General features: G+C 72.5%; 10 protein-coding genes and 2 riboswitches. Of the genes, 8 read left to right on the top strand and 2 right to left on the bottom strand.

Annotation, left to right across the window (positions count from 1 at the left end; all coding sequences use genetic code 11):
* Positions 1 to 4 precede the first annotated feature (4 nt).
* Together BSB02_RS27640 and thiC are read right to left on the bottom strand one after the other, a co-directional pair.
* Positions 5 to 1,828, bottom strand: a complete 1,824-nt coding sequence (locus tag BSB02_RS27640) for a heparinase II/III domain-containing protein (RefSeq protein ID WP_084963463.1) — start codon at positions 1,826 to 1,828, stop codon at positions 5 to 7.
* The gene (gene thiC / locus BSB02_RS27635) at positions 1,825 to 3,540 is read right to left on the bottom strand and encodes a phosphomethylpyrimidine synthase ThiC (RefSeq protein ID WP_084963462.1); all 1,716 of its coding nucleotides are present in this window, start codon (positions 3,538 to 3,540) and stop codon (positions 1,825 to 1,827) included. The genes BSB02_RS27640 and thiC overlap by 4 nt, the downstream gene beginning before the upstream one ends.
* Positions 3,533 to 3,645: riboswitch (TPP riboswitch) on the bottom strand. (Overlaps the previous gene by 8 nt.)
* Before the next feature lie 80 nt (positions 3,646 to 3,725).
* On the opposite strand from thiC, the gene clsA reads away from it, so the two are divergent.
* The 8 genes from clsA to BSB02_RS27595 all read left to right on the top strand — a co-directional run bounded on the left by clsA (position 3,726) and on the right by BSB02_RS27595 (position 13,774).
* On the top strand, positions 3,726 to 4,457 hold the full coding sequence (gene clsA, locus BSB02_RS27630; RefSeq protein WP_240506680.1) for a cardiolipin synthase ClsA: 732 nt from the start codon (positions 3,726 to 3,728) through the stop codon (positions 4,455 to 4,457).
* Positions 4,458 to 4,461: 4 nt separating this feature from the next.
* Complete coding sequence (locus tag BSB02_RS27625) at positions 4,462 to 6,957, top strand: mannose-1-phosphate guanyltransferase (protein ID WP_084963460.1); 2,496 nt, start codon at positions 4,462 to 4,464, stop codon at positions 6,955 to 6,957.
* Positions 6,958 to 7,163: 206 nt separating this feature from the next.
* A complete protein-coding gene (locus tag BSB02_RS27620; RefSeq protein WP_084963458.1) occupies positions 7,164 to 7,676 on the top strand; it encodes an FHA domain-containing protein in 513 nt (170 codons plus the stop codon).
* Positions 7,673 to 8,326: a transcriptional regulator FtsR gene (gene ftsR / locus BSB02_RS27615; protein WP_169729444.1), complete on the top strand. Its 654-nt coding sequence runs from the start codon at positions 7,673 to 7,675 to the stop codon at positions 8,324 to 8,326. The genes BSB02_RS27620 and ftsR overlap by 4 nt, the downstream gene beginning before the upstream one ends.
* Before the next feature lie 172 nt (positions 8,327 to 8,498).
* Positions 8,499 to 8,969, top strand: coding sequence for a bifunctional nuclease family protein (locus tag BSB02_RS27610; RefSeq protein ID WP_143591249.1), 471 nt, complete (start codon positions 8,499 to 8,501; stop codon positions 8,967 to 8,969).
* A 146-nt stretch (positions 8,970 to 9,115) separates the two neighbouring features.
* Positions 9,116 to 9,739 (top strand): MerR family transcriptional regulator, encoded by a 624-nt coding sequence (locus BSB02_RS27605; RefSeq protein WP_084963453.1) that lies wholly within the window; start codon positions 9,116 to 9,118, stop codon positions 9,737 to 9,739.
* A 25-nt stretch (positions 9,740 to 9,764) separates the two neighbouring features.
* A riboswitch (glycine riboswitch) is annotated at positions 9,765 to 9,856 on the top strand.
* Between the two features lie 174 nt (positions 9,857 to 10,030).
* Entirely contained in the window at positions 10,031 to 12,868 is a 2,838-nt protein-coding gene (gcvP, locus tag BSB02_RS27600; protein ID WP_084963451.1) for an aminomethyl-transferring glycine dehydrogenase, read from the top strand.
* 87 nt (positions 12,869 to 12,955) lie between these two features.
* Complete coding sequence (locus tag BSB02_RS27595; RefSeq protein ID WP_084963449.1) at positions 12,956 to 13,774, top strand: tetratricopeptide repeat protein; 819 nt, start codon at positions 12,956 to 12,958, stop codon at positions 13,772 to 13,774.
* The last annotated feature ends 20 nt before the right edge of the window (positions 13,775 to 13,794 follow it).

The following is a 13,794-nucleotide window of genomic DNA, read 5'->3' as shown; positions in this document are numbered from 1 at the left end:
CCCGCTACCCGTCCAGGGCGAAGGCGGCGTGGACGCGGACCCGGCCGGCCCGGCCGCGCAGGAGCAGCAGGCCGAGCGGGCGCCCGGTCGGGTTGCCGTCCGCGCGCGCCGCGTACGCCGCGAACCCCTCGGGCACGGTGACGGCCACCCGCACCCCGTGCTCATCGTCCCAGCTCCCGGTCAGCACACGGTCCCGCGGCACCTGAAGGCGGCGGACTTCGCGCAGCCACGGCAGGTCCAGCTCGGCCGGCTCGCCCTCGCCGGGCGCGAACAGGCCGTCACCGTGGAAGACCCACTCGACCAGGCTCGGCGCGGCCAGCTCGGCGTCGCACTCGTCGGTCCACCCCTCGGCGGTGAGGGCGACGGCGCGCCGGATGACGTGGCCGCCCCACGCCGACTCGGCCCTCAGCCGGCGAGGCGAGTGCTCCAGCAGCCCGCCGGTGTGCGGCGGCTGGGGCCGCCCGCCGACGATGAGCAGGTTGTGCGCGTACGGCGAGCGCATCCAGTCGGTGAAGGCCGCGCCGTACCCGCTGGTGCCCAGGTCCAGGCTGGCCCACCCACCCGCGGCGACGTCGACGTTGAGCTTGTCCCGGTGGTCGTGCCCGCCGCCGTCGGGGCCGAACCGCAGGGCCAGCCGCACCCGCGGCGACCGCAGCACCCCGATGCCGGCCTCGGGCCACACCAGCGACCCACCGGGCGGGGACTGCGGCGTGACCTCCTCGGGGCCGAAGACCAGGGCGGCCACCGACGACCGGCCGGGCAGCGGACGCGGGCGGTCCAGCGGCTCCTGGCTGCCGTACCAGAGCCTGACCGGGGCGGGGCGTGGCCAGGCGTAGTAGAGGCCGAGGTCGATGGGCTCCTCCGGCAGGATCGCCCAGGCGGCTTCCGCCTGTGGCGCGAAGTCTGCCACCCAGCAGGAGGGCCAGGCGTCGGCGTAGGCGGGCAGCCGGCCGTCGGGATAGGCCAGCGCGGGCGGGGCGTTGATCGCCGAGGCCAGGCGCCGCACGGCCGCCTCCGGCAGGCCGCCGGCTCCCGCCGCCTCCCGGTAGGACAGCAGCGCGGCCACCGTGTAGTAGTGGTAGGCGGGGCTGATCTCGTACCACAGGCCCTCGGGGTGGAACCCCCGCATGACCTGCGCCCGCGCCCCGAACTCGCTGTCGCGGCACCACGCCGGCGTCTCGGCGTCGCCCAGCCTGGCCGCGCACCAGGCCAGCGCCGCCAGCATCCAGCAGTGGATGTTGTGGATCTGCCCCACCTGGGGCCTGAGCAGGCTGATGATCGCCTCGGCCATGCCGTCCACCGCCGCGTGGGTGTTCGGGCTCAGCTCGTCTGCGGCCCAGCGCACCGCGCGCAGCATCCCGATCGCCCAGATCGCCTCGTCCAGCGACTGCGGCTGCACCCGGCCGGTGCCCGCGTTGGCGCCGTGCGGCTCGTAGCGGGTGTAGTCGCGGGCGTAGGCGGCGACGATCCGCGCCAGCTCGGCGGCGGCTCCCGGCCTGCCCAGGCGGGCCAGCAGGGCGGCGCGTTGCGCCTGGGCCGCCGCCGCGTTGTGCATCTTTGTGCGCCACGCGCCGTCCCACGGTTCGCCGCGGTAGAGGCGGCCGCACCCGGTGCAGACGTGGCGGTCGGGCACGGAGGCGTCGAACCGCAGCGGCTCGCCGTCGGTGTCGCAGAAGTAGTGGTGCGTCCACGCCGACGGCGGCCCGGGGGGCGGGATGACCAGGTCGCGCCGCCAGCGGTCGAAGTCGTCGGCGAGCTGCCGCGCGATGGCCGCCGCCCACGGCCGCGCCGCGACGCGCCGCCGTACCAGCTCCCAGTCCGGGCTCACGCGGACGGCCCCTCCCCGGCCGGGACGATCGGCAGGTGGATCCGGCCGCCGGCGGCCCGGAACTGCCCGGCCTTGTCGCGCAGCCCCGCCTCGATCGCCTCGGCGTCGGTCAGCCCCCGCTCCTCGGCGTACCGCCGCACGTCCTGCGTGATCTTCATGGCGCAGAACTTGGGCCCGCACATCGAGCAGAAGTGCGCCGTCTTGGCCGGTTCCGCGGGCAGCGTCTCGTCGTGGAACGCCCGCGCCGTGTCCGGATCCAGCGCCAGGTCGAACTGGTCCTCCCAGCGGAACTCGAACCGCGCGTCCGACAGCGCGTCGTCCCACTCCTGGGCCCGCGGATGTCCCTTGGCCAGGTCGGCCGCGTGCGCGGCGATCTTGTAGGTGATCACCCCGGTCTTGACGTCCTCCCTGCCGGGCAGCCCGAGGTGCTCCTTGGGCGTCACGTAGCACAGCATGGCCGTGCCGTACCAGGCGATCATGGCCGCGCCGATGCCCGAGGTGATGTGGTCGTAGCCGGGCGCGATGTCGGTCACCAGCGGCCCGAGCGTGTAGAACGGCGCGTCGTCGCACAGCTCGCGCTGCAGCTCGACGTTCTCCTTGATCTTGTGCATCGGGACGTGCCCCGGTCCCTCGATCATCACCTGCACGTCGTTGGCCCGGGCGACCCTCGTCAGCTCCCCGAGCGTGCGCAGCTCGGCGAACTGCGCCTCGTCGTTGGCGTCCGCGATCGAGCCGGGACGCAGCCCGTCCCCGAGCGAGAACGCCACGTCGTAGGAGGCGAGGATCCGGCACATCTCCTCGAAGTTCTCATACAGGAACGACTCACGGTGGTGCGCCAGGCACCACGCCGCCATGATCGAGCCCCCGCGCGAGACGATCCCGGTCTTGCGGCGCGCGGTCAGCGGCACGTGCGCCAGCCGTACCCCCGCGTGGACGGTCACGTAGTCCACGCCCTGCTCGCACTGCTCGACGAGCGTGTCGCGGTACACCTCCCACGACAGCTCCTCGGGCCGCCCGCCGACCTTCTCCAGCGCCTGGTAGATCGGCACGGTGCCGATCGGCACGGGCGAGTTGCGGATGATCCACTCGCGGGTGGTGTGGATGTCGCGCCCGGTCGACAGGTCCATCACGGTGTCGGCGCCCCACCGCGTGGCCCAGGTGAGCTTCTCGACCTCCTCGGCGGCGGAGGAGGTGACGGCGGAGGTGCCGATGTTGGCGTTGATCTTCACGAGGAAGTTCCGCCCGATGATCATCGGCTCGCTCTCCGGGTGGTTGACGTTGGCCGGGATGATCGCCCGTCCGGCGGCGACCTCCTCGCGGACGAACTCCGGCGGCACGCCCTCCCTGACCGCGACGAACTCCATCTCCTTGGTGATCACCCCGCGCCTGGCGTACGCCAGCTGCGTCACCGGCGCCCCCGTCGCCCGCAGCGGCCGGCGGCCGGCGCCGGGGAAGACCTCCCGGCGCGCCCAGGCCACCTGGTCGCGGTAGCCGTCGTCGATCGGCTGGACCTGGCGCCCGCCGTACCGCGCCACGTCGCCCCGGTCGAGGATCCACTCCTCCCGCAGGCGGGGCAGGCCGCGGCGGATGTCGCGCTCCTCGGGGCCGGAGGTGTCGTACAGGGTCACCGTACGCCCGTTGGACAGGTGCACCTCGCGCATGGGGACCCGCAGGTCGCTGACGTGGATCTTGGAAAAGCGCGGTCGCGTCATCGCGCAAACTCCCTTCGCCGGCATTACCCGGAGCAGGTTCTGGCGGTCGGCGGCTGCTCAGCCGTCCTCTCAGCCCGGTCGCACCGGGCTCCCGCGTTCGGTCGGGCGCAACGCTACCCCGGCGCCCCCCACGCCGCGCAAGCCCCATCCGCTGAGCTGGGACTCCCACGCAGTAGCTTGGAGACGTGACGGAGAGGGCAGAGGAGATCCACGGGGACGGCGCCGAGCGCCGGGAACCCCTGGTGGAGGCTCTCGGCGAGAGCCACGCGCGGGACGACACGGCCGATACGGCCGACACGGCCGACGCGGCCGACGCGGCCGAACGCCGGGAGAGCCGCGTCTGGACGGTCCCCAACGTCCTGAGCTTCCTGCGGCTGCTCGGCGTGCCGGTGTTCCTGTGGCTGGTGCTGGTGCCCAAGGCGGACGGCTGGGCCGTGGGGCTGCTGGTGGCCGCGGCGCTCACCGACTGGCTCGACGGGAAGATCGCCAGGGCGTTCAACCAGACCAGCAGGCTCGGCCGGATCATCGACCCGGCCGCCGACAAGCTCTACGTCTTCGCCACCGTCGCCGGCCTGCTGCTGCGCGAGGCGATCCCGTGGTGGCTGGCGGCGGCCGTGCTGGGCCGCGAGCTGTTCGTCGCCTGCTTCATCCCCGTGCTGCGGCGGCACGGCTACAAGGCGCTGCAGGTCCACTTCCTGGGCAAGGCGGCCATGGCCAACCTCATGTACGCCTTCCCGCTGCTGTTCCTGGCGTCCCATACCGGGGCGTGGTATGCCGAATTCACGAGGATCGTCGGCTGGGCCTTCGCCCTGTGGGGCGTGGGCCTGTACTGGTGGGCCGGCGTGCTGTACGTGGTCCAGGTCCGCCGGCTGGTGAGCGCCGCCAAGGGCGGGGCGGGCAAGGCGAGCAAGGAGTGACCGGGTGAAGGCGGTCGTCATGGCGGGCGGGGAGGGCACCCGGCTGCGCCCGATGACCGCCAACCAGCCCAAGCCGCTGCTGCCCGTGGTGAACCGCCCGATCATGGAGCACGTGCTGCGGCTGCTCAAGCGGCACGGGCTGACCGACACCGTGGTCACCGTCCAGTTCCTGGCCGCGCTCGTGCGCTCCTACTTCGGCGACGGCGACGAGCTGGGCATGAGCCTGCACTACGCCACCGAGGACCGCCCGCTCGGCACGGCCGGCAGCGTCCGCAACGCCGCCAGCCGGCTGCGCGACGACCGCTTCCTGGTCATCTCCGGCGACGCGCTGACCGACATCGACCTCAGCGACATGATCAGGTTCCATCGGGAGAACTCGGCCCTGGTCACCATCGGGCTCAAGCGCGTGCCCAACCCGCTGGAGTTCGGCATCATCATCGTCGACGAAGAGGGCCGCGTGCAGCGCTTCCTGGAGAAGCCCACCTGGGGCCAGGTCTTCTCCGACACCGTCAACACCGGCGTCTACGTCATGGAGCCCGAGGTCCTCGCCGAGGTGGCCGAGGGGCAGGCCGTCGACTGGTCGGCCGACGTCTTCCCGCGGCTGCTGGAGAGCGGCGCGCCGCTGTACGGCTACGTCGCCGAGGGCTACTGGCAGGACGTGGGCACCCTCGACAGCTACCTGAAGGCCCAGGCCGACGCCCTGTCGGGCAGGGTACGGCTGGACATCGGCGGCTTCGAGCTGGCCCCGGGCGTGTGGGCCGCCGAGACGGCCGCCGTCGACCCCGACGCCGTGCTGAAGGGCCCCCTGCTCATCGGCGAGTACGCCAAGGTCGAGGCGGGCGCCGAGCTGCGCGAGTACACCGTGCTGGGCAGCAACGCGGTGGTGCGCGAGGGCGCGTTCCTGCACCGCGCCGTGGTCCACGACAACGTCTACATCGGCCCCGGCGCCCACCTGCGCGGCTGCGTGATCGGCAAGAGCAGCGACGTGATGACCGGCGCCCGCGTGGAGGAGAACGCGGTCATCGGCGACGACTGCGTCATCGGCGCCGAGGCGTACGTCTCCAGCGGGGTCAAGGTCTACCCGTTCAAGACCATCGAGGCGGGCGCGGTCGTCAACACCAGCGTCATCTGGGAGTCGCGCGGCCAGGCCAGCCTGTTCGGCCCGCGCGGCGTCAGCGGCCTGGTCAACGTGGAGATCACCCCGGAGCTGTGCGTACGGCTGGCCAGCGCGTACGCGACCACGCTGAAGAAGGGCGAGACGGTCGTCACCTCCCGCGACGCCTCCCGCGCCGCCAGCGCGCTGAAGCGGGCCGTCATCAGCGCCCTGACCGCCGGCGCGATCAACGTCATCGACCTGGAGGCCACGCCGCTGCCGGTGGCGCGCTTCCATACCTCGCGCAAGCCGGCCGCCGGGGGCATCGCCCTGCGCACCACCGCCGGGGACCCGCAGAGCGTCGACATCGTCTTCATGGACGCCCAGGGCGCCGACCTGCCCCCGGCCGCCCAGCGCAAGCTGGAGCGCGTCTTCTCCCGCCAGGAGTTCCGCCGCGCCTTCCCCGGCGAGATCGCCGAGCTCGGCTACCCGGCCAGGGCCGTGGAGGACTACGCGCACGAGCTGCTGCGCCGGGTGGACATGACCGGCGCGCGCGAGCTGAAGGTCGTGGTCGACTGCGCCGGCGGCACCTCCTCGCTGGTGCTGCCCACGCTGCTCAGCCGCGTCGGCGTGGATGTGCTGACCGTCAACGCCCGCCTGGACGAGCTGTCGCCCACCGAGACCCTCGCCGAGCGCCGCCGCGACCTGCAACGCCTGTCGGAGCTGGTCAGCTCCTCGCGCGCGCATTTCGGCGTCCGCTTCGACCCGGTCGGCGAGCGCATCGCCCTGGTGGACGAGAAGGGCCAGCTCATCAGCGAGGAGCGGGCGCTGCTGGTGGTGCTGGACCTGGTGGCCGCCGAACGCCGGTCCGGATGCGTCGCCCTGCCGGTGACCACCACCAGGGTCGCCGAGCAGGTCTGCCGCTTCCACGGCGTCCAGGTGCACTGGACCTCCACCGCCCTGGACGCGCTCACCACCGCGGCCACCAAGCCCGAGATGATCTTCGCGGGGGACGGGCGCGGCGGCTTCATCGTGCCCGAGTTCGCCCCCACGGTGGACGGGCTGGCCATCTTCATGCGGCTGCTCGGCCTGGTGGCCCGCACCCGGCTGTCGCTCAGCCAGATCGACACCCGCATCCCCGAGGCCAAGCTCCTCAAGCGGGCGGTGCCGACCCCCTGGGCGGCCAAGGGGGCCGTCATGCGCTCGGTCATCGAGGCGGCCGAGGGCCTGACCACCGACACCACCGACGGCGTGCGCGTCGTCGCCGACGACGGCAGCTGGGTGCTGATCATACCCGCCGCCGCCGAGCCCGTGACCGACCTGTGGGCCGAGGCGCAGGACGTGGACGCCGCCCAGGCCCTGCTCGAACACTGGGCCCAGGTGGTCGAGCAGGCGGCCGGATCATGATTTCGGCCGCCTCATCGCCGCAGTGATGGACCTTGGGCCGCGAGCGGCGGTAACTTTGTCACCGTCCAAACCCGTCGTTCAGCGTCTCGCCTTGACCTTTGCGGAGCTACAGCGTAAGTTGCGGCATTCGCAATGTTGACTGGATCAAGCGAGGCGCGCCCCGAGCACCGTTGCCGCGTCGTCGCGGTAGGAGGCCGAGCCGATCGATGCCGAGCGTCTACTGCACGAAGTGCGGGCACGCCAACCCCGAGGATGCCCGCTTCTGCTCCCGCTGTGGGTCACCGCTGACCAGGTACGAGGCCAGCGGGGACACCACGTCGACGATCTCCGTCGCGGGAATCGAGGCGTATGAGGCGGAGACCGGGGAGTTCCTCCTGGCCGAGCGGGCCCTGGTGGAGCAGCTGGAGCCGGGCACGGCGCTGCTCACCGTGATCCGCGGGCCCAACGCCGGCAGCCGGTTCAAGCTCGACCGCGACCTCACCACGGTCGGCCGCCACCCGGAGAGCACGATCTTCCTCGACGACATCACCGTCTCGCGGCGGCACGTGGAGTTCTACCGCCACCCGGGCGGCCGCTTCACCATCCGCGACGTGGGCAGCCTCAACGGCACCTACGTCAACCGAGAGCGCATCGAGGAGGCGCCCCTGCACTCCGGCGACGAGGTCCAGATCGGCAAGTTCCGCCTCGTCTTCCTCACCCGGAGCAACTCGGGCGCATGAGTTCGCAGGCGGCCCGCTCGCATATGAGCATCGGGGAGGTGCTCGCCCTCCTCAAGCCCGAGTTCCCCGACGTGACCATCTCCAAGATCCGTTTCCTGGAGGGTGAGGGGCTCATCGAGCCCGACCGCAGCCCCTCCGGTTACCGCAAGTTCACGCACCTGCACGTCGAGCAGCTGCGGTACATCCTGCGCGAGCAGCGCGACCACTACCTGCCCCTGCGGGTCATCAAGGACAAGATGGCCGCGGACCTGGCCCGGCCCCGCGCCCTTAAGGGCAAGCAGGAGGTACGGCTCAGCCGCGAGGAGCTGCTGGAGGCGGCCGGGCTGGAGGCGGAGACGCTCGCCGAGCTGGAGGACTACGGCCTGCTCACCCCGGTCGCGCGGCGCTACGGCGAGGACGACCTCGTCGTGGCGCGCACGGTCGGGGCCTTGGCGCGCTTCGGGCTGCATGCCCGCCACCTGCGCGCCGTCCGGGCCGCCGCCGAGCGGGAGTGCGGCCTGGTGGAGCAGACGATCGCGCCCATCTTGAAGCGCCGCGCCCCTGGGGCGGCCGGCGAGGCCGACGAGGTCGCCCGCGAGCTGTCGGGCCTGCTGCTGGACCTCCACGCGGCCCTGCTCCGCATCGCCGTCCGCTCCGCGCTCGGCCGCTGACCCCTCCTGCCGCTGCCGCGCCCTCGGCGCGGCGTGCCTGCCGGGCGGGGGGCTCCGGCCGATCGCGCCGGGGCGGCCGTCCGTTCACATCGCCCCACGGTGCGGGCACATTCCGGGCCGCCAGGGTGTTACGTTGGAAGAACCGTTCGCCAGTCAGATTTCGGAGCAACCCGTGGTGCAGATGGAGGTCGTGGGCGTCCGGGTGGAAATGCCCACAAATCAGCCTATCGTCCTGCTCAAGGAGGCGAATGGGGATCGTTTTCTGCCTATTTGGATAGGCATGACCGAAGCCAGGGCGATCGTCGACGCCACCGCCGAGGAGCCGCCGCCACGCCCGCTGACGCACGACCTTTTCCGCGACGTGCTCAGCGCGCTCGGCGTCGGCCTGCGAGCGGTGAACATCGTCGCCCTCCGTGACGGGATCTTCTTCGCCGACCTGGTGTTCTCCAACGGCGTGGAGGTGAGCGCCCGTCCCTCCGACTCCATCGCCCTCGCCCTGCGCACCGGAGCGCGGATTTACGCCAGCGAGGAGGTCGTCCAGGAGGCCGGCGTGGTCATCCCCGACGACCAGGAGGACGAGGTGGAGAAGTTCAGGGAATTCCTTGACCAGATCACCCCCGAAGACTTCGGCCGCGCCGGGTAGTCATATAACAGCATTTACGCTTCACGACGCGCCGAGTGGGATCGTTGACTGACCATGGTCCCGGTCCTACGGTGCAAGTGAAACCCGTGGTCGCCCGCAACGAACCCCCAGATCAGGCCACGGGATGAGAGAAGCCGGAGGTCCGCGTGGCGGTCAGCAGCGGCGAGGGAAAAAGGGCCGGCCAGGAAGACCCGGTGCGGCGCGAAAGCGCGCGGCAGCGTGCCGGTGAGCAGGGTCTGCTCTTCGACGAGGAGCCCGCCACCCTTCCTGCGAACATCGGCTATCGCGGCCCGACGGCGTGCGCGGCGGCCGGCATCACCTACAGGCAGCTCGACTACTGGGCGCGCACCGGCCTGGTGGAGCCCACGATAAGAGCCGCCCAAGGGTCGGGCTCCCAGCGCCTGTACAGCTTCCGCGACATCCTCGTCCTGAAGGTGGTCAAGCGCCTGCTCGACACGGGCGTCTCCCTGCAGCAGATCAGGGCGGCCGTCCAGCACCTGCGCGACCGCGGCGTCGCGGACCTGGCGCAGATCACGCTCATGAGCGACGGCGTCAGCGTCTACGAGTGCACCTCGGCCGACGAGGTGATCGACCTGCTGCAGGGCGGGCAGGGCGTGTTCGGGATAGCGCTGGGCAGGGTCTGGCGCGAGGTCGAGGGATCCCTGGCGGAGCTGCCGGGGGAACAAGCGGCGGCCGAGGACGACGACGTCCCGGCCGATCATCCCGCTGACGAGCTGGCCCTGCGCCGGCGTGCACGCCGCATCGGCTGAGGGTAGGCTGAAGACCGAAGGCCGACGACCCCGTGCGGGAGAGTCCCCGGTCCGGCCGGGGCGCCGAAGGAGCAACCCTCCCCGGAATCTCTCAGGCAACCGTACCGCTCGGGTGAGGCAACTCTGGAAAGCAGGCGCGCCCGCCAGGCGCGTCTCACCGACGGTGCAAGTCCCCGCTCCCGGGGGCGAAGCTCTCAGGTCGCCATGACAGAGGGGGAGATCCGGCACGCGCCTGCGCCTGTGGTTTCCAACAGGGGCGCCGGTTCTCCAAGCCTTCGGGAGGCACTAGTCATGACGGAGCTGTTCGCCGGCCGCCACATCGGCCCTTCCGACGCGCAGCAGCAGAAGATGCTCGAGGCCGTGGGCTTCGAGTCGGTGGCGGACCTGGTGGCGGTGGCCGTACCCGAGGCCATCAGGACCAAGGACGGGCTCAAGCTGGGGGCGACGGCGGCGAGCGAGGCCGAGGCCATCGCCGAGCTGCGCGCCCTGGCCCGCCGCAACAAGGTCGTCACCTCCATGATCGGCCTGGGCTACTACGACACCGTCACGCCCGCCGTGATCCGCCGCAACCTGCTGGAGAACCCCGGCTGGTACACCGCCTACACGCCCTACCAGCCGGAGATCTCGCAGGGCCGGCTGGAGGCGCTGCTGAACTTCCAGACCATGGTCTCCGACCTGACGGGCCTGGCCGTGGCGGGCGCCTCGCTGCTGGATGAGGGCACGGCCGCCGCCGAGGCGATGACGCTGGCGCGCCGCGCCGGCAAGTCGGCCGGCAACGTGTTCGTGGTCGACGCCGACGCGCTGCCGCAGACCAAGGCGGTGCTGGCCACCCGCGCCGAGCCGCTGGGCATCGAGCTGGTCTTCGACTCGCTGGAGGGCGAGCTGCCCGAGTGCTTCGGCGTGCTGGTGCAGTACCCCGGCGCGTCGGGGCGGCTGCGCGACTTCCGCGCGGTCGCCGAGCAGGCCCACGCCCGCGGCGCCCTCGTGGTGGCCGCCGCCGACCTGCTGGCCCTCACGCTGGTGGCCGCGCCCGGCGAGCTGGGCGCCGACATCGCGATCGGTTCCTCCCAGCGCTTCGGCGTGCCGCTCGGCTTCGGCGGGCCGCACGCCGCCTACATGGCCGTGCGCGACGGGCTGCAGCGGCAGCTGCCCGGCCGCCTGGTGGGCGTGTCGGTCGACGCCGACGGCGACCCCGCCTACCGCCTGGCCCTGCAGACCCGCGAGCAGCACATCCGCCGCGAGAAGGCCACCAGCAACATCTGCACCGCCCAGGTGCTGCTGGCGGTGATCGCGAGCATGTACGCGGTCTACCACGGCCCCGAGGGGCTGCGCCGCATCGCCGCCCGCATCCACGGCATGGCCGCCACCCTGGCCCACGCGCTGCGCGAGAGCGGCGTGGAGGTCGTGCACCGCGAGTTCTTCGACACCGTGACCGCCCGGGTGCCCGGCAAGGCCGCCGGCGTGGTCGCCGCCGCCCTGGCCCGCGGCGTCAACCTGTGGCAGGTCGACGCCGACCACGTGCTGGTCGCCTGCGACGAGAAGACCACCCCCCGCGAGCTGGCCGAGGTGCTGGGCTCCTTCGGCGACGCGCTCGGCCTGGCCCCGGATGAGTCCCTGGTGGCGCAGCAGGGCCACCAGGCGCTGCCCCAGGCCCTGCTGCGCACCAGCGACTACCTCACCCACCCGGTCTTCCACACCCACCGCTCCGAGACCTCGATGCTGCGCTACCTGCGCAGGCTGCAGGACAAGGACATCGCGCTGGACCGCTCGATGATCCCGCTGGGCTCGTGCACCATGAAGCTCAACGCGACCACCGAGATGGAGCCGATCACCTGGCCGGAGTTCGCGAACATCCACCCCTACGCCCCCGAAGACCAGGCCCAGGGCTACCTGGAGCTGATCGGGACGCTGGAGGGCTGGCTGGCCGAGATCACCGGCTACGACGCGGTCTCGCTGCAGCCCAACGCCGGCTCCCAGGGCGAGTTCGCCGGGCTGCTGGCCATCCGCGCCTACCACCGCGCCAACGGTCAGGGCGAGCGCGACGTGTGCCTCATCCCGTCCTCCGCGCACGGCACCAACGCCGCCAGCGCGGTCATGGCGGGCATGCGCGTGGTCGTGGTGGCCTGCGACGCCGAGGGCAACGTCGACCTGGCCGACCTCGACGCCAAGATCGCCAAGCACCGCGACCGGCTCGCCGCGATCATGGTGACCTACCCCTCGACGCACGGCGTCTACGAGGAGACCATCACCGAGATCTGCGCCAAGGTCCACGAGGCCGGCGGCCAGGTCTACGTCGACGGCGCCAACCTCAACGCCCTGGTGGGGCTGGCCAAGCCGGGCGAGTTCGGCGCCGACGTCTCCCACCTGAACCTGCACAAGACCTTCTGCATCCCGCACGGCGGCGGCGGTCCCGGCGTCGGCCCGGTGGCCGTCCGCTCCCACCTGGCCCCCTACCTGCCCGGCCACCCGCTGCGCGACGGCTCGCCCGTGGGCCCGGTGTCGGCGGCGCCGTACGGCTCGGCCGGGATCCTGCCGATCTCCTGGGCCTACATCAGGATGATGGGCGCGCAGGGCCTCAAGGCGGCCACCGAGCAGGCCATCCTGTCGGCCAACTACCTGGCCCGCCGCCTGGCCCCGCACTACCCGGTGCTCTACACCGGACGCGGCGGCCTGGTGGCCCACGAGTGCATCGTCGACCTGCGCCAGATCACCAAGGAGACCGGCGTCACCGTCGAGGACGTCGCCAAGCGGCTGATCGACTACGGCTTCCACGCGCCGACCATGTCCTTCCCGGTCGCCGGCACGCTCATGATCGAGCCGACCGAGAGCGAGGACCTGGCCGAGCTGGACCGCTTCGTCGAGGCGATGGTCGCCATCCGCGGCGAGATCGCCAAGGTGGCCTCCGGGGAGTACGACAGGACCGACAACCCGCTGCGCAACGCCCCGCACACCGCCGAGCACGTCTCCTCCGACACCTGGGAGCACCCCTACACCCGGGCCGAGGCCGCCTACCCGGTGCCCTCGCTGCGGGAGGCCAAGTACTGGTCGCCGGTGCGCCGGATCGACCAGGCCTACGGCGACCGCAACCTGGTGTGCGCGTGCCCGCCGCTGGAGGCCTACGAGGACTGACCGGCTCCCGCGCACTCGCCGCGTCGTGCGGCGAGACATGATCGCCCCGAGTCGTTAGGCTCGGGGCCATCGTGTGAAGGAGGCCCCTTGACCCCCCAGGAACTCGACACCTCCAGGCTGGAGTCCGCGCGGCGGCTGGCCGAGAGCGGGCACCTGGACGGCGCCGCCGCGATCTTCGCCGAGCTGGCGGCCGATCCCCACGACCCCGACCGGGCGCAGGCCGCCGTGGGGCTGGCCGTGGTGCGCCAGGAGCAGGGCGACGCGGAGGCGGCGCGGGCGGCGGCCAGGACGGCGCTGGCGACGGGCCATCCGGAGTACGCCGCGCAGGCGGCCTGCCACCTGGCCCAGGGCTTCGAGCGCGAGGGCGACCTGGAGCAGGCCAGGGCGGCCTGGCAGCGGGTGCTGGGCATCGGCAACTCCACCTACGTCCCGCTGGCCCACCTGGCGCTGGCCCGGCTGGCCGAGGAGGAAGGCGACCTGGACCGTGCCGAGCAGGAGCTGCGCGCCGCCCTGGCGGCGGGCGGCCCGCCGCCGGCCGCGCGGCGGCTGGCCGACGTGCTCATCGCGCGGGGCGAGCCGGAGGAGGCGGCACGGGTGCTGCAGGCCGCGCTCGACGGCGATCCGGGCGCCGAGGCGGCCCGGCTGCGCGTCCAGCTCGGCATCGCCCACCTGGAGCTGGCCTGCGCCCAGTTCGCCTGGGCGGTGGAGGACGCCGCCGACGCCGGTGACGCCGGTGACCCCGTCGATCCCGAGACCGTCTCGCTGGCCATCGAGCTGCTGGCCCGCACGCTGCCGCTGCGCGGGCGGGCCGACGACGCCGAGGCGGTGTGGGCCTACGGCCTGCGGCACGCCGACCCGGAGCTGGCCGAGCAGGTACGGCTGCGCCGCGAGCGCGACCAGGCTTGACCGGCTTGCAGGTCACTATC

Origin of the sequence: Thermoactinospora rubra, from assembly GCF_002093975.1 — a bacterium.
GTDB lineage: Bacteria > Actinomycetota > Actinomycetes > Streptosporangiales > Streptosporangiaceae > Nonomuraea > Nonomuraea rubra_A.
The sequence above is the reverse complement of the archived record's forward strand: the minus strand, read 5'-3'. Positions and strand labels throughout refer to the sequence as shown.

Bases quoted from the DNA above. Each gene is read 5' to 3' on its own strand.
- thiC (WP_084963462.1), bottom strand. From the start codon at position 3,540: ATGACGCGACCGCGCTTTTCCAAGATCCACGTCAGCGACCTGCGGGTC.
- BSB02_RS27620 (WP_084963458.1), top strand. From the start codon at position 7,164: ATGCCGAGCGTCTACTGCACGAAGTGCGGGCACGCCAACCCCGAGGAT.
- ftsR (WP_169729444.1), top strand. From the start codon at position 7,673: ATGAGTTCGCAGGCGGCCCGCTCGCATATGAGCATCGGGGAGGTGCTC.
- gcvP (WP_084963451.1), top strand. From the start codon at position 10,031: ATGACGGAGCTGTTCGCCGGCCGCCACATCGGCCCTTCCGACGCGCAG.